Source organism: Pseudomonas sp. RIT-PI-o (assembly GCF_001297215.1).
GTDB lineage: Bacteria > Pseudomonadota > Gammaproteobacteria > Pseudomonadales > Pseudomonadaceae > Aquipseudomonas > Aquipseudomonas moraviensis_A.
Genome location: NZ_LHPA01000044.1, coordinates 255,827 through 279,714 on the forward strand (window position 1 = coordinate 255,827; position 23,888 = coordinate 279,714).

A 23,888-nucleotide genomic window follows, 5' to 3' on the forward strand; every position below is an offset into this window, starting at 1 on the left:
AAATCGAAGGATAATTGCGAAATAAATGCTAAGAACCTCTATACGGACAGGCTAAAATGCGCGCCCGGCTAACCGCTGATCCTTTTCCAACGCGCCCCACAAGGTTCGCTACGTGATCGAGTTTCAAAACGTCCACAAGACTTACCGCGTCGCCGGTAAGGATATTCCCGCGCTGCACCCGACCAGTCTCGCCATCGAGAACGGCCAGGTGTTCGGCCTGATTGGCCATTCCGGTGCGGGCAAAAGTACCCTGCTGCGTCTGATCAATCGCCTGGAAGACTCCAGTGGCGGCAAGATCATCGTCGACGGCGAAGAAGTCACTGCACTGGACGCCAACGGCCTGCGCCGTTTCCGCCAGCAGGTCGGGATGATCTTCCAGCACTTCAACCTGCTCGCCTCCAAGACAGTCGCCGACAACGTTGCCTTGCCGCTGACCCTGGCCGGTGAGCTGTCGAGCAGTGAAATCAACCAACGCGTCGCCGAGTTGCTGGCGCGGGTCGGTCTGTCCGACCACGCGAAGAAGTACCCGGCGCAATTGTCCGGCGGCCAGAAACAGCGCGTCGGCATCGCCCGTGCGCTGGCGACCAAACCGAAGATCCTGCTGTGCGACGAGGCCACCAGCGCTCTCGACCCGCAGACCACCGCGTCGGTCCTGCAACTGCTGGCCGAAATCAACCGCGAACTGAAACTGACCATCGTCCTGATCACCCACGAGATGGACGTGATCCGTCGCGTCTGCGACCAGGTCGCGGTGATGGACGCTGGCGTGATCGTCGAGCAGGGTCCGGTAGCCGATGTGTTCCTGCATCCGCAGCATCCGACCACCAAGCGTTTCGTCCAGGAAAGCGAGCAGATCGACGAGAGCGAACAGCGCGACGATTTCGCCCATGTACCCGGGCGCATCGTGCGCCTGACCTTCCAGGGCGAAGCGACCTACGCGCCGCTGCTCGGCACCGTCGCCCGGGAAACCGGCGTTGACTACAGCATCCTTGCCGGTCGCATCGACCGCATCAAAGACATTCCGTACGGGCAACTGACCCTCGCTGTCACCGGTGGCGACATGGAGGCGGCGTTTGCCCGCTTCACCGCCGCTGACGTTCACATGGAGGTGTTGCGCTAATGGCTGATCTGATGAGTTTCTTCGCCAATATCGACTGGTACGAAATCTGGCTGGCGACTGGCGACACCATGCTGATGCTCGGCGGTTCGCTGCTGTTCACCGTGCTGCTCGGCCTGCCGCTGGGCGTGCTGCTGTTTCTCTGCAGCCCGCGTCAGTTGCTGGAGAACCGTGGCCTCTACGCCGTGCTGTCGCTGGTGGTGAACATTTTGCGTTCGCTGCCGTTCATCATTCTGCTGATCGTGATGATCCCGTTCACCGTGCTGATTACCGGCACCTCGCTGGGCGTGGCCGGGGCGATTCCGCCGCTGGTGGTCGGCGCCACGCCGTTCTTCGCGCGTCTGGTGGAAACCGCGTTGCGCGAAGTCGACCGCGGCATCATCGAAGCGACCCAGTCGATGGGCGCGACCACCCGGCAGATCATCATGAACGCCTTGCTGCCGGAAGCCCGTCCGGGCATCTTCGCAGCGATTACGGTGACAGCGATTACACTGGTGTCCTACACGGCGATGGCCGGTGTGGTTGGCGCTGGTGGTCTGGGTGACCTGGCGATCCGTTTCGGCTACCAGCGTTTCCAGACCGACGTGATGATCGTCACCGTGGTGCTGCTGTTGATTCTGGTGCAGGTGCTGCAAATGGTCGGCGACCGTCTGGTCGTGCATTTCTCGCGCAAATAACTGGTTTCGATCATCTAGAGAGGCGCTGGCCCAGATGGCGGGCGCCCTGAACAGGAGTTAGCTGAATGAAAAAACTGATCGCTGCTTTCGCTGCCGTTGCTGCGTTCTCGGCCCACGCCGAAACCCTGACCGTCGCCGCCACCCCGGTGCCGCACGCGGAAATCCTTGAGTTCGTGAAGCCGGCCCTGGCCAAGGAAGGCGTGGATCTTAAGGTCAAGGTCTTCACCGACTACATTCAGCCGAACGTACAGGTTGCGGAAAAGCGCCTCGACGCCAACTTCTTCCAGCACCAGCCGTACCTTGATGAGTTCAATAAGGCCAAAGGCACTGATCTGGTCGCTGTGACCGGCGTGCACCTGGAACCGCTGGGTGCGTACTCGAGCAAGCTTAAAAAAATCGAAGAGCTGCCTAGCGGTGCGAACGTGGTAATCCCGAACGACGCCACCAACGGCGGCCGTGCACTGATGCTGCTGGCCAAGGCGGGCGTGATCACCCTGAAGGACCCGACCAATATTCTGTCGACCCTCAAGGACATCGCGACGAACCCGAAAGACCTGAAATTCCGTGAACTGGAAGCCGCAACCATTCCGCGTGTGCTGACCCAGGTCGATCTGGCACTGATCAACACCAACTATGCGCTGGAAGCCAAGCTCGACCCGTCCAAGGATGCGCTGGTGATCGAAGGCAACGACTCGCCGTACGTAAACATTCTCGTGTCCCGCCCGGACAACAAGGACAGCGACGCGATGAAGAAACTGGCTGCTGCCCTGCACAGCCCGGAAGTGAAGCAGTTCATTACCGAGAAGTACAAAGGCGCGGTATTGCCGGCGTTCTGATTCCGGTTGCTGCAATGAAAAAGGGGACGCCATGAGCGTCCCCTTTTTTGTGTCTGGTGTTTGGCTGTGGACCTGCGGTGAAGCTGCCCCTCACCCCAGCCCTCTCCCGAGGGAGAGGGGGCCGATCGACGTGTCTTGCGTCATGCATCGATCTGAAAGATCGAATCGATTATGGATTCGGCACAGGACTTACAGGTTGGCGTATTTCTTCACCCTCCCCCAATCAGTCCCCTCTCCCTCCGGGAGAGGGCTAGGGTGAGGGGCTCTTGGCTTTTAAGCTGTCACTTGCGCTCAAGCATCCCCGGCAGTTGCGCAACCAGTTTGGCGTTGTTCAACGGCGCCCGAATAAACCCGCGCTGCGTGCCGTCCGGGCCGATCACTGCCAGATTGCCGCTGTGGTCGACGGTGTAATTCGGCTTGCTGGTATCGGCCGGAATGAACGGAATGCTCACTGCGTTCGCGACCTTCTGCAGCTCCTCGATCGACGTCGGTGTCAAGCCAATGAACTGCGGATCGAAGTAGCCCAGATACTGCTTCAACTGTTTCGGCGTATCGCGGTTGGGGTCAACGCTGACCAGCACGATCTGCAACTTGTCCACAGCGTCTTTCGGCAATTCGCTCTTGATCTGTCGCAGTTGTGCCAGCGTGGTCGGGCAGATGTCCGGGCAGAAGGTGTAGCCGAAGAACAACAGGCTCCACTTGCCTTTCAGCTCATCGATCGCAACCGGTTTGCCGTCCTGATCGGTCATGGTCACGTCCGGCAGGTTGCGGCTCTGCGGCAGCAGGATGATCCCGGCGTCGATCAGTGCCGTGGGGTCGCCCTGGCCTTTGCCGCTCAGCACCTTGTTGACGGTAAGTCCGAGGATCAACGCGATCACGGCGACGAGGATGAAGACGGTTTTCTGGGTTCGGGTCATAGGTTCAACAGTAAGTAGTGGTCTACGAGCAGGGCGATGAACAACAGGAACAAGTACCAGATAGAGTACTTGAAGGTGTTGATCGCCGCGTGCGGCCGACTGCCACGGTACAGCACCACGGCCCATTGCAGAAACCTCGCGCCCAGGGCCAGCGCACAGACCAGATAGAGCACGCCGCTCATGTGAATCACGTACGGCAGCAGACTCACCGCCAGCAGCGCAAAGGTGTACAGCAGAATGTGCACTTTGGTGTAGTGCTCGCCGTGAGTGACCGGCAGCATCGGAATGTCTGCCTTGGCGTATTCCTCCTTGCGATGAATCGCCAGCGCCCAGAAATGCGGCGGGGTCCAGGCGAAGATGATCAGCACCAGCAACAGCGGTTCGGCGCTGACATGGCCGGTGGCAGCGGTCCAGCCCAGCAGCGGCGGGGCTGCGCCAGCGAGGCCGCCGATGACGATGTTCTGCGGCGTCGCACGTTTGAGAAAACCGGTGTAGACCACCGCGTAACCGAGCAGCGAGGCGAGGGTCAGCCACGCGGTCAGCTGATTGGTGAAGGTCAGCAGCAGCGCCTGGCCAAGCAGCGCCAGCACCAGGGCGAAGCTCAGCGCCCCTGCAGGCGAAACCCGGCCTTCGGCCAATGGCCGTTTATGCGTGCGCGCCATTACCGCATCGATGCGCCGATCGACCACATGATTGACCGCCGCCGCACCACCGGCACACAAGGCGATGCCCAGATTGCCAAACACCAGCACTGTCCACGGTACGCCCGCGCGGGTGGCGAGGAACATGCCGACCAGCGAGGTGATCAGCATCAGCACCACGACTTTCGGTTTGGTCAGCTCCAGATAATCGCGCCACAGCGCTTGCGCCGGACGCTCGCCGATCAGACTCGCCATGGTGTTTCTCCTTTCAATGCGATGGGCGCGACGGCGGGTTTGTGCGCACTGAAGCGCCAGCGCGCGAGTACCGGTTGGGTCACCCGCAACAGGCTGGTGCGCGCGTGGTAATTGACCAGCACCATCGTCAGCAACAGCGCCGCACCGCCGGCGTTATGGGCGACGGCCACCGGCAGCGGCAGATGGAACAGCACATTGCTGATGCCGAGGGTGATCTGCGCGGCGAGGGCGATCAGCACCAGCCCGGCCAGGCGCGTCATGCCGACCATCTTCAATTGCCAGGCCAGACCGAGCAGCACGACCGTCACCAGCAGAGCGCCGATGCGGTGGGTCAGGTGAATCGCCGTGCGCGCGTCGCTGTCCAGTTGGCCGCCGAGATAATTCGGACCGATGTGCTGGGTCAGGTGAAAACCGTTGGCGAAATCCGCCGGCGGCAGCCATTGGCCATGGCAGGTGGGGAAGTCGATGCACGCCACCGCTGCGTAATTGGAGCTGACCCAGCCGCCCAACGCGATCTGGCCGATCACCAGCAACAGACCCGCCGTCGCCCAATATTGCAGGCGCTTGGGCACGGTCAGCGCTGGCAGCACGCCGGACAACCTCAGCGTCAACAGAAACAGCAGACTCAACGTGGCGAAACCGCCGAGCAAATGCCCGGTGACCACTTGCGGCCAGAGCTTGAGCGTCACCGTCCACATGCCGAACGCCGCCTGGGCGATGACGACTGCCAGCAGAAACAGCGGCAACTTTACCGGTTGCCCCGGATCGCGACGATTGACCCACGCGCGCCCGGCCAGCACTGAAATGAGCAAACCGAGGGTGCCGGCGAAGTAGCGGTGGATCATCTCGTTCCAGCCCTTGTGCGCCTCCACCGGCGCATCAGGGAAATGCAGTTCGGCATGGGCCAGTTGCGCCTCGCTTTTCGGCACGCTGATAAACCCGTAGCAGCCCGGCCAGTCCGGGCAGCCGAGGCCGGCGTGGGTCAGGCGGGTGTAGGCACCGAGCAGCACCACAACCAGTGCCAGCAGGGTGGCAAACAGCGCGAGGCGAAATCCAGGTTTGGCCATGACGATGCCCTTATCCGATGTTCGACAGTTTCAGCAGATGACGCAGGTCGTTGAGCAGATCCTTGCCCTTCACATTCGGCTCGTAACGCAATACCAGATTGCCGTGGGGGTCGACGATCCACAGCTGCGGCACGGCTTTGTCGCCGGTGGTCCTGGCGAACACCCCGGCATCCAGTGGGTAACGCTGCAGTTGCGGGTATTCACGGTCGAGCTTGGCGGCGTAGTCGGTGCTCAAAGGTTGCGCGGCGGCGAGGGCGTGGCTGGCGCGCCCGGCTTCGCGGCCGAGGCTGATCTGGATCTGCCGCGCCAGATACACCAGTTGCTGGCAATCGACAGCGCAGTCCTTCGGCGCCGTGACCAGAATCTGCCAGCGCTGCTCATCGGCCTGCACGCCAAGGCCGGCGCGGGTCTGGCCGTTGCCGATCAGTTCGCCGTGGTAGCTGCGTCCTTCCGGCACCCAGAACTGCAATTTGTACATGCCGGTGGCGAGGAGCATCGGCCCCACTACACCGAGCACAATCAACAGCAACTGAATGCGCCCGCGCCGGCGGCTGGGGGCAGGTTTGGCCTCAGACATGCTGGGTGGATTCATGGCGCTTCCCATGGCGTTTCTCCTTTGCGTTGTGCCAGCCCAAATAGAGGTAGAGACCGAGCAACGCCGTGGCCATGGCGAACCATTGCACGGCATAGCCGAGGTGTTTTTCCGGGCCCATCGCGACCACCGGCCAGTCCGTTTGATAGCTGGCCGGGCCGGGTTCGGCGCGCAGCTCAAAGGCGAAACCGTCGCGCTCCAGGGTCTGCCACAATTTGCTCGGCTCGACGGCGGTGATGGTTCGCGGCCAGACACTGCTGACTGGATCGGCGTGCAACTGGAACGTCGCGCCGGGAGCGACATAAACCCAGGCATCGAGCGTCAGTGTCTCGGCGGGTGTCGTGAATTGCGGCGGCACGCGCCGATCGGGCCATGGCAGCCAGCCGCGATTGACCAGCAGCCACAGGCCGCTGCGCTGATCCTGAAACGGTTGCAGCAACTCGACGCCGACCTTGCCGCCACGCTGGCGGTTGTCGAGCAACAGGCTGTGAGCGGCATCGAACTGACCGTGCAGGCGCACGCGGCGATAAGCCGGGTCGGCGCTGCCGAGCAATTCACTGCTGGCCACCGGTTCGCCTACCCGACGTTCGGCGTAACTGGCGAGCAGCGCAGTTTTCTCCGCGCCCCGGCCCAGTTGCCAGAAGCCCAGCGCAACCATCAGTGGCAGCAACAGTGCCACCACGACAGTGGGAATCACGCCCGGGCGAAAGCGCTTCATGGCCGCGCCATAAAGTCAGTCACCGCGATCGCTATACTCAAGTGCATCGCCTGTCCCCCGGAGTCTTGCCATGTTCAAAGCAGCGATCGTCCTGATGCTGATTGCCACGGTCGTCAGCCTGTTCAGCGGCCTGTTTTTCCTGGTCAAGGACGACAGCAGCTCCAATCGCCTGGTCATCGCCCTGAGTGTTCGGGTGGCACTGGCCGTGGTCACCGTCGGCCTGATGGCCTGGGGTTTCTACAGCGGCCAACTGGTGTCCCATGCGCCGTGGTAGCTGCAAGCTGCAAGCGGCAAGCTACAAGTTAGAAGCCATCCCGCTTTGACTTGAAGCTTGCAGCTCGCCACTTGCAGCTGCTGTCAAAGCACATAAACGAAGAAGAACAGGCCGATCCACACCACGTCGACGAAGTGCCAATACCAGCTCGCCGCTTCGAAGCCGAACTGGTGCTCGTTGTCGAAGTGGCCCTTCATGATCCGCATCAGCATCACGAACAGGATGATCGTGCCGATGGTCACGTGGGCGCCGTGGAACCCGGTGAGCATGAAGAACGTCGCGCCGTAGATGCCCGAGCCAAGGGTCAGCCCCAGCTCCTTGTAGGCGTGGATGTATTCCTCGGCCTGGAAACCGAGGAACGCGATGCCCAGCAGCACGGTAATCGCCAGCCACAGTTTCAGCGCGCCGCGATGGCCTTTCTTCAGCGCATGGTGGGCGATGGTGATGGTCACGCTGGAGCTGACCAGCAGGATCGTGTTGAGCAGCGGCAGGCCCCACGGGCTGATGACGTCCTTGGGCGGCGGGAACAGTTTCGGGTCTGGCGTGTGCAGCAGCGGCCAGACGAATTCGAAGTTCGGCCAGAGCATGTGCGCGATGCCTTTCGGCCCTTCACCGCCCAGCGCCGGCCCGGATACGTGGCGCACGTAGAACAGCGCGCCGAAGAAGGCGACGAAGAACATCACTTCGGAAAAGATGAACCAGCTCATGCCCCAGCGGAACGAGCGATCCAGTTGTGGGCTGTACAACCCTGCGCGACTTTCCTTGATCACCGCACCGAACCAGCCGAACAGCATGTACGCCAGCAGCAGGCCGCCGACGAAAAAGATCAGCGGGCCGTGGGATTCCGGACGCGCGGCCTTCAGATCGTTGAACCAGGTGGCGAGGCCGTACACGGTGACGAACATCCCGACCGTGGCGACGATCGGCCATTTGCTCTGGGCCGGGACGTAATAATGCTCATGAGTTGCCATTTATTGTTCTCCTTATCGGCCACGCTCAACCGCCAGTGTTAACAGCTACCGGAGGATGTCGGGCGGTGATATCGAACAGCGTGTAGGACAGCGTCAGGTGCTTCACTTCCTTGGGCATGTCGCGGTCAACGATGAAACGCACGGGCATCTCGATCTGTTCACCGGGCTGCAGCACCTGCTGGGTAAAACAAAAGCATTCGGTCTTGTGGAAAAACGCCGCCGCATTGCTCGGCGCGATGCTGGGCACCGCTTGCGCACTCATCGGTTTGTCGGTGGGATTGCGCGCGATGAATACCATCTCGTTGACCGCGCCGGGGTTGGCCGTCAGTTCCTCATGTTTTGGGTAAAAGTCCCAGGGCATGTCGGCGGTGTTGGTCGACAGGAACTGCACGCGCACCAGGCGCGAGGTGTCGACCACTTGCTCGCCTTCGTACTGGCCGCCGGTCTTGCCGTTGATGCCGAAGGCTTTGCACATCACGTCGTAGATCGGCACCAGCGCGAAACCGAAGACGAACATCGCCACTACCACCAGCAGCAGGCGAGTGACGAGTTTCTTCAGCGAGATCGAGTCAGCCATGGTTCATGCCTCCTCCGAAACTGCGAGCAAGCTTTTGTGGCGAGGGAGCTTGCTCCCGCTTGGGTGCGCAGCGCCCACAGAGTCTTTGGGGCTGCTGCGCAACCCAGCGGGAGCAAGCTCCCTCGCCACAGGGGATGTGGTAGCAGAAGAGCGTTTCATTTCACTTCCGGCGGTGTGGTGAAGGTGTGATACGGCGCCGGTGACGGCACGCTCCACTCCAGCCCTTCGGCGCCATCCCACGGTTTGGCCGGGGCCGGTTCGCCGCCACGGATGGTCTTGATGACGATGAACAGGAAAAAGATCTGCGTGGCGCCGAACATGAACGCGCCGATCGACGAGACCATGTTGAAGTCGGCGAACTGCAGGTTGTAGTCCGGAATCCGTCGCGGCATCCCGGCCAGCCCGACGAAGTGCATCGGGAAGAAGGTCAGGTTCATGCCGACGAACGACAGCCAGAAATGCAGCTTGCCGAGGGTTTCGTCGTACATGTGTCCGGTCCATTTCGGCAGCCAGTAATAGGCCGAGGCGAAGATGCCGAAGATCGCCCCGGGCACCAGCACATAGTGGAAGTGCGCGACCACGAAGTAGGTGTCCTGATACTGGAAGTCCGCCGGGGCGATCGCCAGCATCAGCCCGGAGAAACCGCCGATCGAGAACAGGATGACGAACGCCACGGCAAACAGCATCGGTGTCTCGAAGGTCATCGAGCCTTGCCACATGGTGCTCGCCCAGTTGAATACTTTCACCCCGGTCGGCACGGCGATCAGCATGGTCGCGTACATGAAGAACAACTCGCCCACCAGCGGAATGCCGACCACGAACATGTGGTGCGCCCAGACGATGAACGACAGGAACGCGATGCTCGCCGTGGCGTAGACCATCGAGGTGTAGCCGAACAGCGGCTTGCGCGCGAAGGTCGGGATGATCTGGCTGACCGCGCCGAACGCCGGCAGGATCATGATGTACACCTCGGGGTGGCCGAAGAACCAGAACACATGCTGGAACAGCACCGGGTCACCACCGCCGGCAGCGCTGAAGAAACTGGTGCCGAAGTGGATGTCCATGAGCATCATCGTCACGCACCCGGCGAGCACCGGCATCACTGCGATCAGCAGGAACGCGGTGATCAGCCAGGTCCAGACGAACAGCGGCATTTTCATCAGGGTCATGCCGGGTGCGCGCAGGTTGAGGATGGTTGCGACCACGTTGATCGCGCCCATGATCGAACTGATCCCCATCAAGTGGATGGCGAAGATGAAGAACGTCACGCTTTCCGGCGCATAGGTCGTCGACAGCGGCGCGTAAAAGGTCCAGCCGAAATTCGGCCCGCCACCGGGGGTAAACAGCGTCGAGACCAGCAGCAGGAATGCTGCCGGCAACAGCCAGAAGCTGAAGTTGTTCATCCGCGGCAGGGCCATGTCCGGCGCGCCGACCATCAGCGGAATCATCCAGTTGGCGAGGCCGACGAATGCCGGCATCACCGCACCGAACACCATGACCAGGCCGTGCATGGTGGTCATCTGGTTGAAAAATTCCGGCTGCACGATCTGCAGGCCGGGCTGGAACAACTCGGCGCGAATGACCATGGCGAACGAGCCGCCGAGCAGGAACATGCAGAAGGCAAACCACAGGTACAGCGTGCCGATGTCCTTGTGGTTGGTGGTCAGCACCCAGCGCATCAGGCCTTTGGCGGGGCCGTGGGCGTGGTCGGCGTGACCGTGGTCATCGATGACAGCGCTCATGGCCGGTCTCCTTCACGAAAGTGCACGGGGCAGGCCGGGACGTGCTGCCCCGACCGGTTCACTGAGTACGCAATTGACCGGCTCATTTGCTTTCCGCCTGTTTCAGCTCCAGCACTTCTTTTGGCGTGACCATGTCGCCCTTGTTGTTGCCCCAGGCGTTACGTTCATAGGTCACAACCGCTGCGATATCGACTTCCGACAGCTGTTTGCCGAACGCCGCCATGGCGGTGCCGGGTTTGCCGTGGAAGACAATGCCCAGGTGATCCTTGATCGGCCCGGTGGCGATTTTCGAGCCCTTGAGCGCCGGGAACATCGGCGGCAGACCCTGGCCTTCAGCCTGGTGACAGGCAACGCAAGTGGTGTGGTAGACCTTGTCGCCGCGCTCCTTGAGCTCGTCGAGGGTCCATTCCTTGCTGGTCAGTTCTTTGAGTTGCGCGGCCTCGGCCTTGCGCTCGGCGAGCCATTTTTCGTAATCGGCCGGTTCCTTGACCTCGACCACGATCGGCATGAAGCCGTGATCCTTGCCGCACAATTCGGCGCACTGGCCCCGGTAGAGGCCGGGCTTGTCGATCCGCGTCCAGGCTTCGTTGACGAATCCCGGGATCGCATCGCGCTTGACCGCAAACGCCGGTACCCACCAGGAGTGAATGACGTCGGCGGAGGTCACCAGAAAGCGCACCTTGGCGCCGGTCGGCAGCACCAGCGGCTTATCGACTTCGAGCAGGTAATGCTCGCCTTTGGCTTCCTTGTTGTGGATCTGCTCGGCGGGGGTGGCCAGGTTGCTGAAGAACTCGACGTCCTGGCCCAGGTATTTGTAGTGCCACTTCCACTGATAACCGGTGATCTGGATATCGATGTCCGGCTCGCTGGTGTCGTACATCTTGATCAGCGTCGCGGTGGCGGGCACGGCCATTGCCACGAGGATCAGCAGCGGCACGATGGTCCACATGATCTCGACGCCGGTGCTTTCATGGAATTTCGCCGCGACCTGGCCGGTGGAGCGGCGGTGCACCATCATCGACCAGAGCATGGCGCCGAAGACGACCACCCCGATCACCACACAGATCCAGAAAATGGTCATGTGCAGGTCGAATACTGCGTGACTGATTTCAGTCGCTCCAGGCGCCATATTCACAGTCCAGGCCGCATTGGCCGGGCTGAAAATCGACCACAACAGGAGGCCCATCCAGACATGTGGATGTCGCATCATTGCGGGTTCCCCTTATCGTTCTTGTTATCCCGCCGGCGTATCGCCTGCGGCAAGGGAGCGGCTGCATCAGACTACGAACTTGAATCGCCGGGCCTTGCTGCGGGTGCAGTCGGGCGTCATCAGCTAACTCCATTCATTGGCGAGTATAGACAGCGCCCGGGAAATGCAACTTGCGCAGGTAAATGAGCTGCAACAACTGGCGCTTGCGTTCAAGTGCCCGATTGGAGAAGGATGCAGACGAGTGGTGGCAAATGGATATAACGCAGCTGCATCAAGGATGAAATAATTATGACAAATGCGTCTTAGCGTTTTTTGTAAGCCAGCTAAGTTATGTCTTCCCTATTTCACTGCCTTGTTTCCTGGAGTTTTCATGAACACCGCCGCATTGCGCGAGCAGATCCAAAAAGCCCAACAGCACGAAAAAGACACCGGCCTGCTGACCCGTCAGCTGGAAAGCAAGCTGCCTCACCTGCACCCGGCGATCCAGTTGCCGGAAGCCGACGCCCAGGGCGTGCTGACGCGTTTTGTCGCCGCCTACATCGATGAAGTACCCGACCTGCTGGACGCAGCCAATGAAGTCGCCAGGGAAGCGGGAATCGAATCGCAGATCAAACCGGTGCTGAAAATCGCCGAGCAGTATTTCCTCCAGCCGCCGGCGATCATGGCCGGACATGTCGGCCTGGACAGCCTGCTCGACGAAGCCTACCTGGCGCACCGTTTTGTCGAAGAGGTCAACGACCTGTACATCAAACACTTCGGCCAGCCATTGATCCCGTTGGACATGACGGTCGCCAACCTGATTGCTCATCAGTTGATCGGTGAGGAGTTCGCCAACCAACTGGACGAGGCGGTGCATCACGCGATTGACGAGATGCTCAATGACGAGAGTTTTGCCCTGGAGTCGGTAGAAGCCTACCGCGAAAAACTCAGCAGCCCGGACACCGGCGCGGCGTGGAAACGCTGGCCGTGCATGAGCCGCCGGTTGGGTGTGGGGCTGGAGCTGGATCAGCCTGCTGCCTGAGTCATACACGATCCAATGTAGGAGTGAGCCTGCTCGCGATAGCGGTGGATCAATCAACGAAGATGTTGAATGTTCCATCGCCATCGCGAGCAGGCTCACTCCTACAGGGGTCGAGTTCAACCCGGAGATTTATCCTGCCGCACCAATCCCGGTATTGGTCCGCACCCGTCCTTCCAGCCTGCGCTTCAACCCGCGCGACTCGATCAACAGCTTCGAACCCTTCGCCGCATTCGCCCGGCCCCATTCTTCCAGCAATTCCAGGCACGAATGGTCGATGTAACTCAGGTTGTTCAGCGGCACATGCACCGTGGTGCCGTGAGGGATGCTGCCCAGCACCTGCGTCAGCGCCGGCACTTTGAGGAACGTCGCTGCACCCACCAGACGCAGTTCCATCTCGCCTTCCTGCGGCAGGTCGATCAGGCTGATCTTCAGACGCGAAGCCTTGAATGCCAGCTTCAACATGGTCAGACCGAAGCCGATCAGCACACCGGTGAGCAGGTCAGTGAAGATGATCGCCAACGCCGTGGCGGCATAGGTGAACATCGGCATCCGTCCGTAACGGCCGAGACCACGGAAGGCTTTGAGGTCGACCAGTTTGAAACCGGTATACACCAGCACACCCGCCAGGCTCGCCACCGGAATGCTCTGCAGCACACTCGACAGCAACAACACGAATGCCAGCAGCCACAGGCCATGGAAAATCGTCGAATAACGTGTGGTCGCCCCGGCCTGGACGTTGGCCGAGCTGCGCACGATCACCCCGGTCATCGGCAACGCGCCGACCAGACCGCAGAGCATGTTGCCGACACCTTGCGCCGACAGCTCACGGTCGAAATCCGAACGCACACCGCTGTGCATGCGATCCACCGCTGCGGCGGACAACAGAGTTTCGGCGCTGGCGATAAACGCCACGGCAAACGCGGCAATCAGCAGGGTCGGGTCGGCCAGATTCATCAGGTCGGCAGGTTTCAGCCAATCGATCGCCTCGGCCAGATTCGCCGGTACCTCCACGCGCTTGACCTGCAACGCCAGCATCAGGCTCGCCACTGTGGCCAGACCCACTCCGAGCAATGCGCCGGGAATGAAGCGCAGCGAATGCGGGCGGAATTTTTCCCACAGCCACATCACGGCAATCGTCGACAGACCGAGCAGACCGGCTTGCCAGCCGAACGATGGCAAGGCTTGCGCCACGGCTGCCGGGAACGCCGTGAGGTTGTCCAGACCTGACGGTTGCGGCTTGGCATCGAGCATCACATGCACCTGTGACAGCACGATCAACACGCCAATGCCCGCGAGCATGCCGTAGACCACCGCTGGCGCCGTCACCCGGAACCAGCAGCCAAGCTTCAGACGTCCGGCGACCAGTTGCAGAAATCCGGCGAGCAGCAGGATAGGCCCGAGCATCTCGATGCCGTGCTGGCGCCCCAGTTCGAAAACCAGCACCGCCAGCCCCGCCGCCGGACCGCTGACCTGCAACGGCGAACCCGCCAGCCAACCGACCACCAGACCGCCGATGATGCCGGTGATCAGACCCTTGGCCGGCGGCAGCCCTGACGCAATCGCGATGCCCATGCACAGCGGCAGGGCGACCAGAAACACAACCACGGAGGCGAGCAGCTCCCGTGGCAACACAGCTTTCAATTGAGCCGCACGCATGGCGATTCTCCCGAAGTTTTCTTCAGGCGTGGCGAGGCCGGGCCGCTGAATCAGCGGCCGGCGTCATACCACACAGATTGTTGGGAAGATTTAGAAGCGCGCTTTGGGCGTCGCCACAGGAATCGGATGGCTGCCGTCGAGAGGCAGGAAACGACCCTGGTCCGCGTCGTAAGCTTTGATTTCGCTGGTTTCGATGTTGTAGACCCAGCCATGGATGAACAGATGACCGTTCGCCATGCGCGAGGCTACCGAAGGATGGGTACGCAAGTGCTGCAGTTGGGCGATGACGTTTTCCTCAGTGAGGATCGGCATGCTTTCTTTTTCGTCGGTGCAGTTGCAGTTGTCGTGCACCATGGTTTTCGCGACTTCGGCGTGGCGCAGCCAGGCTTTGACCGTCGGCATTTTTTCCAGGCTGTCGGGGTTGAGTACCGCGCGCATGGCGCCGCAATCGGAGTGGCCGCAAATGATGATGTGTTGCACGCCCAGTGCCAGTACCGCGTACTCGATCGCGGTGGAGACGCCGCCGTTCATCTGACCGTAGGGCGGAACCACGTTGCCGACGTTACGGGTGACGAACAGATCGCCCGGTGAGCTCTGGGTAATCAGCTCGGGAACGATGCGCGAGTCGGCGCAGGTGATGAACATCGCCTTGGGCGCCTGGGCGGTGGCGAGCTTCTTGAACAGTTCTTCCTGCTGCGGAAAAACGTCATGGTGAAAGCGTAAAAAGCCATCAACGATCTGTCGCAGTGCTGCATCGGCGGATTGTGCTTCAGGGCTTTGCGCCGAGGCAGCCAGCGACTGTTTATCCTTGTCACTCATGATTCATCCTCTTGTGCGGATTCAGGGAGTCTTCCCCGGTATTCCGGTATGAAGCCAGTGGCTGTTTAAACCATCCGGGTCATCCCGACCCGTCAGTCACTCGATGAACAAGGTAGCCGCCGAAACTTAACTGAAACTGAATCAAACGCTCTAGAACGTGTGTTCCAGGTCACAAAAAACGTGACTGGCGTGTTTCGGCGGAAGGATTCCAACCCGTCAACCCAAAGCCAATTGTCGCTAAATCAACGACATCTGGCGACCCGGCGGACAGAAGGCCGTGCAATCGAGGTTATAGCCCTCGCGTTTGTTCAGCCCCAGCTTTTTGATGGCCTTGGCAAATCTTTGTGCGAGCAGGTCGGCAAACGGTCCTTCACCGCGCATGCGCGCACCGAAACGGCTGTCGTAGAGTTCGCCGCCGCGACTCTGGCGAATCAGGCTCAGCACATGCGCGGCGCGTTGTGGATAGTGCGCCTGCAACCACTCCTCGAACAGCGGCGCGACTTCCAGCGGCAGGCGCAACATCATGTAGGCGGCACTTTGCGCACCGGCAGCATGGGCTTCGCTGAGCAGGCTTTCGATTTCGCTGTCGTTGATCATCGGAATCATCGGCGAACACAGCACGCCCACCGGAATCCCCGCTTCGCACATCACCCGGATCGCGCGCAGGCGCGCCTTGGGCGCAGCGGCGCGCGGTTCGAGGATGCGTTTGAGTTCGCCGTCCAGGGTGGTCAGGCTGATCATCACCGAAACCAGCCGCTGTTGTGCCAGCTCAGTGAGCAGATCGAGATCGCGCAGAATCAGCGAACCTTTGGTGACGATGGTCACCGGATGGCGATAGCGCAGCAGCACTTCCAGAGTCTGTCGGGTGATCTGGTATTCGCGCTCGATCGGCTGATACGGGTCGGTGTTGGAACCGAGATTGATCGGCGCGCATTGATAGCCGGGTTTGCTCAACTGTTCTTCCAGGATCTGCGGGGCGTTGGTCTTGGCGATCAGCCGGGTTTCGAAGTCCAGGCCCGGCGACATGTCCCAGTAGGCGTGGCTGGGGCGTGCGTAGCAATAGATGCAGCCGTGTTCGCAGCCGCGATAGGGATTGAGCGAACGGTCGAAGGGCAGATCCGGCGAGGTGTTGCGGCTGATGATCGATTTGGCTTTTTCGATGATCACTTCGGTGTTTTGCGTCGCCGGCACTTCCTGATACCAGCCGTCGTCCTCGGCGACCGAACGACTGGGCGCAAAGCGGTTGTGCGGATTGCTGGCGGTGCCGCGACCGCGGGGCGGGACTGAAGTGATCATCGAACGAACCTCTGCTCTGTATATGCATACAGTATCCGAGGGCGTGCGCTGTGATCCAGTACCGTTCAGCGATGCTATTGAAAATGGCGGTGTCTTTCTTCGAGGAAGTTCTGGGTGCGACAAGTTTTTTCGCTGACTGACGACAAGCCAGGATACAGATGCCTAATTGCTGAACGCAGGCCCGCTATATAGGCTCTGGAACTACCGGCAACAGACTCCGGCCGACTAATTAAAAGGATTTGATTGAATGTCTTACTTGAATCAACGCGGTGTTTTCCTGCAAATGATGCAGCCGAATATTACCGATTCCAACACTATTGTTTCGCTGCAACTGGCACGCAAGGAACTGGGCTGGAACGCAGAGCAACAGCTGTCGACCGAAGCGCTGGTCGATTCGATTTACGTCGTGGCGGTATCGGCCGACAAAGGCAATACCTTTACCATTCGCACCGATAAGAAAGATGTCGACGGTGACGGCGATATTGATAGCGATGACAAGGCAAAGTTGATCGCCCTGGCCAAAGCTTATGTGGCCATCATTAACCCATAAGCTGAAATTATCGTCACAAACCCGATAAAAACCCCCTGCGTGAGTACATCATGCAGGGGGTTTGTTTTTAGTTATGTTGGGTGACCTGGCCGAGATCATCGCCGGAGGTATTTTGCATATCTTCGCTGCGCAGATGCGCAACGTCCTTGGCGCTGACCGGGGCGCCCTTGTTGCCCCAACTACCACGAATGAAGCTCACCACATCCGCCACTTCCTGGTCCGACAGGCGCCAGGCGAAGCCGGGCATGGTGAACGTCGATGGCGCCGTGTGAGTAGCCGGCAAGGTTCCGCCCTTGAGCACGATGTGGATCAGCGAAGTGGGATCGTCCGTCTGCAGCACCGGGTTGCCCGCCAGCGCCGGGAACACCCGGGTGTAGCCATGGCCGTCGGTGCGGTGGCAGGCCGCGCAGTTGTCGATGTACACCGACGCGCCACGCTGGCTGTCATCACCGTTCCACAGGGCTTTCGCCGCTTTCTCGTCGTACCGATGCGGCTGATCCGCAGGATCATTGGCCGGCAGTGACTTCAGATAGCGGGCAATCGCGGTGAGGTCGGCGTCGCTCATGTATTGCATGCTGTGAGTGACCACATCGCTCATGCCGCCGAACACCGCGCTGCGATCACTGCGTCCGGTCTTGAGGAATTGCACCAGTTGCTCTTCACTCCAGCTGCCGAGGCCATCCTTGTGATCACCACGCAGGCTCTTGGCGATCCAGCCTTCCAGCGGTGCACTGCCGGCAAGAAAATGTTCACCGTCCGCCGCGCTCAGGGCTTTTTCCTGCATGGTCAGCGCGCGCGGGGTGTGGCAGGCGCCGCAGTGGCCGAGGCCTTCGACCAGGTACGCGCCGCGATTGATCACCGCGTCGCTGCCTGTGGCCTGATAATCCTCGACCTTCGGTGCAAACAGCCAGCGCCAGCCCATCAGCGGCCAGCGCATGCTCAACGGCCATGGAATGTCGCTGGCTTTGTTCTCCTGCGCCACTGGTTCGACGCCGTGCATGAAATACGCATACAGCGCTTTCATATCGCTTTCGTTCACGCGGGCGTAGGACGGATAAGGCATCGCCGGATACAACGTACTACCGTTTTTGGCGACGCCATGGCGCACGGCCTGGTCGAAGTCCTCGAAGCTGTAATCGCCGAGGCCGGTTTTATCCGGGGTGATGTTGGTCGAGTAGATCGTGCCGATCGGGGTTTCCATTGGCAGGCCACCGGCGAACGGCTTGCCGCCCTTGGCCGTATGACAGGCTACGCAGTCACCCGCGCGGGCGAGGTATTCGCCTTGTTTGATCAGATTTTGATCAGCGTCAGCCGCATAAACTGCAGTGCTGCCGAGCAGGGCGAGGGTGGCGATAACGAAATTTTTCATGGTCATCGCTCCTTAAGCCTGCACCAGCGGGCCGGGGTTTTTCAGGTATTGCTCTCGGATCGCTTTCGCCGACCAGTAGGTCAGCGCCGCGACCAGACCGGTCGGGTTGTAGCCCAGGCCCTGCGGGAAGGCTGACGCGCCCGGGACGAACACGTTGTGCACATCCCAGCTCTGCAGGTAACGGTTGAGCGCGCTGGTCTTCGGATCGGTGCCCATGATCGCGCCACCATTGAGGTGGGTGGTCTGGTACGAGGCGGTGTTGAAGTGGTCGCCCACTTGCTTGCCGATCACCGCAATGGCTTTCGGGCCCATGGCTTCGGCGATCTTGCCCATTTTCTCGACCATGAAACGGTTCATCTTGATGTCGTTTTCCTGCCAGTCGAAGGTCATGCGCAGCAACGGCAAACCGTAGGCGTCGCGGTACACCGGATCGAGATCGAGATAGTTGCCGCGGTAGGACTGATGCGCGCCGTGGGCGTCCATCGACACCTGATGGGTGTAGTAATCGGCGGTAGCGCGTTTCCATGCACTGCCCCAAGCCGGTGTGCCTGGCGGGTTAGAGGTGCCGGCAATCGGCCGGCTGCCGGCCTGGTTGACCCACATGGGTGAGCCGCCGACGAAGCCGTGGGGGCCGTGATCGAAGTTGTCGGCGTTGAAATCGTCCACCGCCACGCCGTTGCCGCCAGCGCCGATGAAGTTGTTGGTGTGGGTGTCCTTGTCGAAGAACGCCTTGATGGTCGCCATGTTCTGGTAAGCGAAATTACGCCCGACCACGCCTTCGCCGCTGATCGGGTCGTAGGGTTTGCCGATCCCGGAGAGCAGCATCAGACGCACGTTGTGCAACTGGAACGCGCCGAGGATCACCAGATCCGCCGGCTGCTCGATCTCGCGGCCCTGGCCGTCGATGTAGGTGACCCCGGTGGCTTTGCTTTTGCTGCTGTCGAGGTTGACTCGCAGCACATGGGAGTTGGGGCGCAGCTCGAAATTCGCCAGCGGCTTGAGCGCCGGCAGAATGTTCACGTTCGGCGAGGCCTTGGAATACATGTAGCAGACGTAGCCGCTGCAGAATCCGCAGAAGTTGCACGGGCCCATCTGTGCGCCGTAGGGATTGGTGTACGGCCCCGAGGTGTTTGCCGAAGGCAGGTTGTAGGGTTTGTAACCGACTTCCGTCGCCGCTTTGCCGAACAGCTGGGCGGACACGGTGTTTTTCTGCGCTTCAAGCGGGAACGGGTTGGAGCGATCTGCCGCGTAGGGGTTGCCGCCCTTGCCCTGACCGACCAATTGGCCCTTCACGGTCCAGGCCTGGCCAGAGGTGCCGAAGACTTTTTCCGCAAAGTCGAAAAACGGCTCCAGCTCTTCATAGCTGACGCCGAAGTCCTGAATGGTCATGTCCTTGGGGATGAAGCTTTTGCCGTAGCGTTCTTCGTAATGGCTGCGCATGCGCAACTCGATCGGATCGACACGAAAGTGCACGCCGGACCAGTGCAGCCCGGCGCCACCGACGCCATTGCCCGGCAGGAACGCGCCCAGTTGGCGGTTGGGCAGGGCGATATCGTTGACGCTGTGGCGAATGGTCACCGTCTCTTTCGAGATGTCCTGAAAGAGTTTTTTGCGCACGCTGTAGGTGAGTTCGTCGATCACCTGTGGATAGTTGCCGTCGGGGTAGGTGTCCTGCATCGGCCCGCGCTCCAGCGCCAGCACGTTGAGACCGGCCTCGGTGAGTTCCTTGGCCATGATCGCGCCGGTCCAGCCGAAACCGACGATGACTGCATCCACCTTCTTCATTACCGTTGCCATGCTTACGCCCTCTCGCCGCGAATCGACACTGCCGGGAAGGGGTATTGCTCGTTGCGTTCCACCCAATCCATGAAATCGGCGCGGGCGCCGGGGAAACCGATCATGGTCCAGCCGACCATGCCTTTATTGCCACCGTGGATCGGGTCGCAGAAGAAACCTTCCTTGGTGTTTTGCAGCAACAGATTGAAGAAAATCTTCGCTGGGACGGCGTCGAATTGCGGTTTTCCGGCTTCGAGCTGCTTGAGCAAATCGTCTCGGGTAGCGCTGTCTTGCTCGGCAAATGTTTTACCGCTGAGACCTTTTACCCACTGATCCGTGGCGGCGATGCCGAGGCGGTAGATGTCTTTTGGCACCAGTTTGCTCTGCCAGCCCATTTCCGGCGCAGCGTCGGCATTGAACGGGCCTTGCATGTACCAAAGGGCGCCGGCGGCATACGGGGTGTTCATCTGCCGGTCGATGTATTCCGGCACGCCGGCTTCGAGGGCGCCGGGCCCTTGCGCATCGCTGGGGATCAACTGCGCAACGGCGGCGTTGATGAACGCCCATTCTTCGGCGGTGAAAAAGCTTGGCTGATAATCACCAGCGCCAGCAGCGGCCGGTTTTGCTGCGGCAGGCGCCGGTGCGCTTTCAGGGGCGGCTTGCAGCACGCTGCTGCCCAGGCCGGTACCGGCAAGCGTGACCACCGGAATCAGGGTCAGGGATTTGCGCAAGAATTCACGCCGCGGGTTGTCTCGATCTTGATCAGACATGGGGGTACCTCATCAGGCATAGATGGCAGCCGCTTCTGCGAGCGGCTCGAGAAATTTTGCGTCGCGATGACGAGGGTCTTGCCCGTCGAAGGGCGTCACGTCTGCAACATCATGTGACAAATGGTAGCAGGCTAAGCATCAAGAAATACTGCTTGAGCGGAAAAAAGCCCGGCGAGGCGACGATTCACGTTTCTTTGACGGCCGGCTCACGGTGCATTGACCGCTCACTAGCGAAGCTGCAATTCCCGCAATGATGATTGCCGAACGGTCAGCCCAGCATGTCTCGAGTGCGTTTTTTTCCCGCGTTGTGTCTTTCGCTTGTCGCGCTGCTGCATGGCATTGCCGCCCGGGCTGCCGACGCCACGCCGCCTCGCCCGGCCGAGTGGGCGCAGCCGGTCGAGGCGCAGTTCAATCTGTTTCGGATGTCGCCGACCCTGTATCGCAGCGCCTTGCCGAGTCGTAGCGCGGTACCCCTGCTGAACAGTCTGCATGTCGTCACGGTGATCAACTTCCTGCCTGATGCTGATAGCGACTGGCTCTCCGTGCCCGGAATCAGACAGGTGCAACTGCCGTATCGCACCAGTCACGTCGACGACAGCGACGTGCTTAAAGCCCTGCGGGCAATTCAGTCCGCCGAAGCTGAGGGCCCGGTGCTGATGCACTGCAAGCACGGTTCTGACCGCACCGGTCTGATGGCGGCGATGTACCGGGTGGTGGTGCAGGGCTGGAGCAAAGAGCAGGCGCTCAAGGAAATGACCGAGGGCGGATTTGGTGACAGCCAGCACTTTCATGACAGCGTGCGTTACGTGATGCAAGCCGACGTCGACCGCTTGCACGAAGCCTTGGTCAATGGCGAATGCAGCACCAGTGCATTCGCCATGTGCTCGATGAAGAACTGGTTCGACTCGGCGCATGTCCAGCGTTGATCGGCTCAGCCCGGCATCGCGGCAAATAGTTCTGGGTTGATCGGTTGGCCAAGAAAGGCTTGCAGCGCCTCGGGCAGTGACTTCATGTCACCCGAAAGCAGTGTTTCACGCAAATCGCGGCCCGTCCGGGGGTTGAATACGCCCTCGCGCTCAAAGCGTTTGAATGCCTCACTGGCCAGCACGCCGGACCATTTGTAGGCGTACACCGACGCTTCATAGCCGGTCGCCAGAAAATCGAAACTGTTGGCGAACCGGCAATCGGCGGGTACCGGCAGGTGGGCAAACTCCCGCTGCACATCATCGAACACCTGCTGAATGCTGCGACCGTCACCGCTATGTAGCTCCAGATCGAATAGCGCGCCCATCAACAAGATCGCCGTTTCCCGGCTTCGTTGCGCGCCCAGAGCGGACAACGCGACCTTGATCCGGGTCTCGGACAGACGTTCGGCGGTTTTGTGATGGATGCCCAGCCAGCGCAAAAACTCGGCTGACTGCGCCCAGTGTTCGAACAACTGCCCGATAAATTCGGCAGCGTCGCGGCTCAATTGCGAGATGCCGGACAGGTTGTAATGCGGGGAGCGAGTCAGCACGTGATGCAGGCAGTGCCCGAACTCGTGCAGCAGTACGCGCAGATCCTGGTGTGACAGCAGGTTTTCATGGCCGGCGGCTGCGGCGGTAAAGTTGCTGTGAAGCGAGGCAATCGGCAATGCTGGCCGGCCTTCGGCGTTGACCCGACGGTTACGCAACACGCCCGACCATGCAAAGTCATTGCCGGCCTCGCGGCGGAAGAGGTCGATATAAACGTAGCCGATCGGTTGACCGTGCTCGCTGACTTCGAACAGGCGGACGTCGTCGTCGAAGCGATCACGCTGGGTGTCTTCGCTGATCCTGATCCCAAGCAAATGCTCGCTGAACCGGCATAGGCTGCGCAATACGGTGTTCAACGGGAAATATTGGCGCAGGTCATCCAGTGCGCCGTCCGCCCGCTGGCGACGGAGTTGTTCAGCCAGAAAATCGTGATCCCATGGCTCGACCTGCTCGATACCCTGCTTCTGGGCAAACGTCTGCAGTTCCTTGGTTTCCTGGGCCAGCGAGGCTGCATTGAGGGCTATTTGCCGACGCAGGAAAGCGCCGACCTGCGAGGTGTCTGTAGCCATACGATCGTGCAAGCGCAATTGAGCGAAATTGTCGAAGCCCAATGTCCGGGCTTTTTCGTGACGCAAGAACAGCAACACCATCAATACCGGTTCATTGTCGAAGTGCTCCGCATCAGGCCCGTGATTCGAGGCGCGTGTGCAATATGCTTTGTAACATTCCTCGCGCAGCGCACGATTCTGCGCGAAGGTCATGATCTGCTGATGAGTGTTCTGCTCCAGCGTCAGCCGCCAGCCGGTGAGTCCTGCCTGTCTTGCGTTGGCAGCCAGATGCTCCTGCACATCGGGCCTCAGCCCTGCCAGCAACGTGATGTCTGCAATGTGTTTGCTCCAGGCGGCGCTGGCAGCTTTGAGATTGCTCATGAACAGTTTCTGCATGAGCGCGATCTCCGTGTTCAATTGCCCCAGTTTTTCGCTTTGAGCGTTGGCCAACCCGGCTCCCGCCATGTGGAATCCGCGCAGGATTTTCGCCAGTGAGGCTTTGCGTGAATCACTGAAACTGGCCGCGATCGAACTGCCTGCCAGCCGCTGAAAGGTCTGTGACAACGCAGGATTTCTGGCTTTTGCGCCCAGGAATTGCTCTGCGACTGCGCTGCTCAAGGCGCTCTGCTGTACCCAGTCGGGATCCTTGGAGCGGATCACCGTCAGGAACTCGATGACCGCCATGGTTTCTCCCAGGCGCGCGTCGGCTTCATCGATGGCGATGACCACATCATCCCAATTCGGATGATCGACCTGAGTGGCAATAACGTTTTCGATAATCAGCAGGTTGTCGGCGACGATGCGCTCGACCGCCGGCAGCAAGTGCTCGGCGCGTACCGCCGACCAGGGCGGCAACTGCCATTGTTGCAGGAGGGGATTGGTGTCAGGCATGGCGTCTTCCGTGAGAGAGGGCTGGATTGACCAGACTAATCAGGAAGCGCGGGGGCGAAGGGGTAGATAGTTACCGCCACCTGC

At 60.5% G+C, this 23,888-nt stretch carries 23 protein-coding genes; 7 read left to right on the plus strand and 16 right to left on the minus strand.

The window, feature by feature from the left end; all coding sequences use genetic code 11:
• Positions 1-112 precede the first annotated feature (112 nt).
• From AEQ63_RS25055 to AEQ63_RS25065, 3 genes are all read left to right on the plus strand, one after another.
• A complete protein-coding gene (locus AEQ63_RS25055) occupies positions 113-1,120 on the plus strand; it encodes a methionine ABC transporter ATP-binding protein (RefSeq protein ID WP_016772338.1) in 1,008 nt (335 codons plus the stop codon).
• A complete protein-coding gene (locus AEQ63_RS25060) occupies positions 1,120-1,794 on the plus strand; it encodes a methionine ABC transporter permease (protein WP_016772337.1) in 675 nt (224 codons plus the stop codon). Before AEQ63_RS25055 ends, AEQ63_RS25060 begins: the two co-directional genes overlap by 1 nt.
• A gap of 65 nt (positions 1,795-1,859) precedes the next feature.
• Entirely contained in the window at positions 1,860-2,630 is a 771-nt protein-coding gene (locus tag AEQ63_RS25065) for a MetQ/NlpA family ABC transporter substrate-binding protein (protein ID WP_042609011.1), read from the plus strand.
• 281 nt (positions 2,631-2,911) lie between these two features.
• On the opposite strand, the gene AEQ63_RS25070 is transcribed toward AEQ63_RS25065, so the two are convergent.
• Genes AEQ63_RS25070 through AEQ63_RS25090 form a run of 5 tightly spaced genes read right to left on the minus strand, consistent with a single transcriptional unit; the run spans position 2,912 to position 6,820 of the window.
• Positions 2,912-3,547 (minus strand): SCO family protein, encoded by a 636-nt coding sequence (locus AEQ63_RS25070; RefSeq protein ID WP_042609010.1) that lies wholly within the window; start codon positions 3,545-3,547, stop codon positions 2,912-2,914.
• Positions 3,544-4,443, minus strand: a complete 900-nt coding sequence (gene cyoE / locus AEQ63_RS25075) for a heme o synthase (protein WP_042609009.1) — start codon at positions 4,441-4,443, stop codon at positions 3,544-3,546. The genes AEQ63_RS25070 and cyoE overlap by 4 nt, the downstream gene beginning before the upstream one ends.
• The gene (locus AEQ63_RS25080; RefSeq protein ID WP_064365239.1) at positions 4,431-5,510 is read right to left on the minus strand and encodes a COX15/CtaA family protein; all 1,080 of its coding nucleotides are present in this window, start codon (positions 5,508-5,510) and stop codon (positions 4,431-4,433) included. Before AEQ63_RS25080 ends, cyoE begins: the two co-directional genes overlap by 13 nt.
• Positions 5,511-5,520: 10 nt before the next feature.
• Positions 5,521-6,114: a hypothetical protein gene (locus AEQ63_RS25085; protein ID WP_064365240.1), complete on the minus strand. Its 594-nt coding sequence runs from the start codon at positions 6,112-6,114 to the stop codon at positions 5,521-5,523.
• On the minus strand, positions 6,080-6,820 hold the full coding sequence (locus tag AEQ63_RS25090) for an SURF1 family protein (RefSeq protein ID WP_064365241.1): 741 nt from the start codon (positions 6,818-6,820) through the stop codon (positions 6,080-6,082). The genes AEQ63_RS25085 and AEQ63_RS25090 overlap by 35 nt, the downstream gene beginning before the upstream one ends.
• Before the next feature lie 70 nt (positions 6,821-6,890).
• On the opposite strand from AEQ63_RS25090, the gene AEQ63_RS25095 reads away from it, so the two are divergent.
• Positions 6,891-7,094 (plus strand): twin transmembrane helix small protein, encoded by a 204-nt coding sequence (locus AEQ63_RS25095; protein ID WP_016772330.1) that lies wholly within the window; start codon positions 6,891-6,893, stop codon positions 7,092-7,094.
• Between the two features lie 83 nt (positions 7,095-7,177).
• Here the strand turns inward: AEQ63_RS25095 and AEQ63_RS25100 are convergent, their stop codons facing one another.
• The 4 genes from AEQ63_RS25100 to coxB form a co-directional block, all read right to left on the minus strand.
• The gene (locus tag AEQ63_RS25100; RefSeq protein ID WP_042609005.1) at positions 7,178-8,065 is read right to left on the minus strand and encodes a cytochrome c oxidase subunit 3; all 888 of its coding nucleotides are present in this window, start codon (positions 8,063-8,065) and stop codon (positions 7,178-7,180) included.
• Positions 8,066-8,090: 25 nt separating this feature from the next.
• The gene (locus AEQ63_RS25105) at positions 8,091-8,642 is read right to left on the minus strand and encodes a cytochrome c oxidase assembly protein (RefSeq protein ID WP_064365242.1); all 552 of its coding nucleotides are present in this window, start codon (positions 8,640-8,642) and stop codon (positions 8,091-8,093) included.
• Between the two features lie 155 nt (positions 8,643-8,797).
• Entirely contained in the window at positions 8,798-10,384 is a 1,587-nt protein-coding gene (ctaD, locus tag AEQ63_RS25110) for a cytochrome c oxidase subunit I (protein WP_042609004.1), read from the minus strand.
• An 82-nt stretch (positions 10,385-10,466) separates the two neighbouring features.
• The gene (gene coxB, locus AEQ63_RS25115; RefSeq protein ID WP_042609003.1) at positions 10,467-11,594 is read right to left on the minus strand and encodes a cytochrome c oxidase subunit II; all 1,128 of its coding nucleotides are present in this window, start codon (positions 11,592-11,594) and stop codon (positions 10,467-10,469) included.
• A 370-nt stretch (positions 11,595-11,964) separates the two neighbouring features.
• On the opposite strand from coxB, the gene AEQ63_RS25120 reads away from it, so the two are divergent.
• A complete protein-coding gene (locus tag AEQ63_RS25120) occupies positions 11,965-12,615 on the plus strand; it encodes a hypothetical protein (RefSeq protein ID WP_042609002.1) in 651 nt (216 codons plus the stop codon).
• 129 nt (positions 12,616-12,744) lie between these two features.
• On the opposite strand, the gene AEQ63_RS25125 is transcribed toward AEQ63_RS25120, so the two are convergent.
• The 3 genes from AEQ63_RS25125 to AEQ63_RS25135 all read right to left on the minus strand — a co-directional run bounded on the left by AEQ63_RS25125 (position 12,745) and on the right by AEQ63_RS25135 (position 16,386).
• Positions 12,745-14,271 (minus strand): SulP family inorganic anion transporter, encoded by a 1,527-nt coding sequence (locus tag AEQ63_RS25125; RefSeq protein ID WP_064365243.1) that lies wholly within the window; start codon positions 14,269-14,271, stop codon positions 12,745-12,747.
• A gap of 90 nt (positions 14,272-14,361) precedes the next feature.
• Positions 14,362-15,090, minus strand: a complete 729-nt coding sequence (locus AEQ63_RS25130; RefSeq protein ID WP_064365244.1) for a carbonic anhydrase — start codon at positions 15,088-15,090, stop codon at positions 14,362-14,364.
• Between the two features lie 237 nt (positions 15,091-15,327).
• On the minus strand, positions 15,328-16,386 hold the full coding sequence (locus tag AEQ63_RS25135) for a PA0069 family radical SAM protein (protein WP_064365245.1): 1,059 nt from the start codon (positions 16,384-16,386) through the stop codon (positions 15,328-15,330).
• A 247-nt stretch (positions 16,387-16,633) separates the two neighbouring features.
• On the opposite strand from AEQ63_RS25135, the gene AEQ63_RS25140 reads away from it, so the two are divergent.
• Complete coding sequence (locus tag AEQ63_RS25140; protein ID WP_064365246.1) at positions 16,634-16,936, plus strand: hypothetical protein; 303 nt, start codon at positions 16,634-16,636, stop codon at positions 16,934-16,936.
• A gap of 67 nt (positions 16,937-17,003) precedes the next feature.
• Here AEQ63_RS25140 and AEQ63_RS25145 read toward each other — a convergent pair whose 3' ends face one another.
• The 3 genes from AEQ63_RS25145 to AEQ63_RS25155 are packed head-to-tail and all read right to left on the minus strand — an operon-like array spanning position 17,004 to position 20,851.
• On the minus strand, positions 17,004-18,305 hold the full coding sequence (locus tag AEQ63_RS25145) for a c-type cytochrome (RefSeq protein ID WP_064365247.1): 1,302 nt from the start codon (positions 18,303-18,305) through the stop codon (positions 17,004-17,006).
• 12 nt (positions 18,306-18,317) lie between these two features.
• Positions 18,318-20,102: a GMC family oxidoreductase gene (locus AEQ63_RS25150; protein ID WP_064365248.1), complete on the minus strand. Its 1,785-nt coding sequence runs from the start codon at positions 20,100-20,102 to the stop codon at positions 18,318-18,320.
• Positions 20,103-20,104: 2 nt separating this feature from the next.
• A complete protein-coding gene (locus AEQ63_RS25155) occupies positions 20,105-20,851 on the minus strand; it encodes a gluconate 2-dehydrogenase subunit 3 family protein (RefSeq protein ID WP_064365249.1) in 747 nt (248 codons plus the stop codon).
• Between the two features lie 278 nt (positions 20,852-21,129).
• On the opposite strand from AEQ63_RS25155, the gene AEQ63_RS25160 reads away from it, so the two are divergent.
• Entirely contained in the window at positions 21,130-21,777 is a 648-nt protein-coding gene (locus AEQ63_RS25160; RefSeq protein ID WP_064365250.1) for a phosphatase domain-containing protein, read from the plus strand.
• Between the two features lie 5 nt (positions 21,778-21,782).
• Here the strand turns inward: AEQ63_RS25160 and AEQ63_RS25165 are convergent, their stop codons facing one another.
• Entirely contained in the window at positions 21,783-23,804 is a 2,022-nt protein-coding gene (locus AEQ63_RS25165; RefSeq protein ID WP_064365251.1) for a M3 family metallopeptidase, read from the minus strand.
• Between the last annotated feature and the right edge of the window lie 84 nt (positions 23,805-23,888).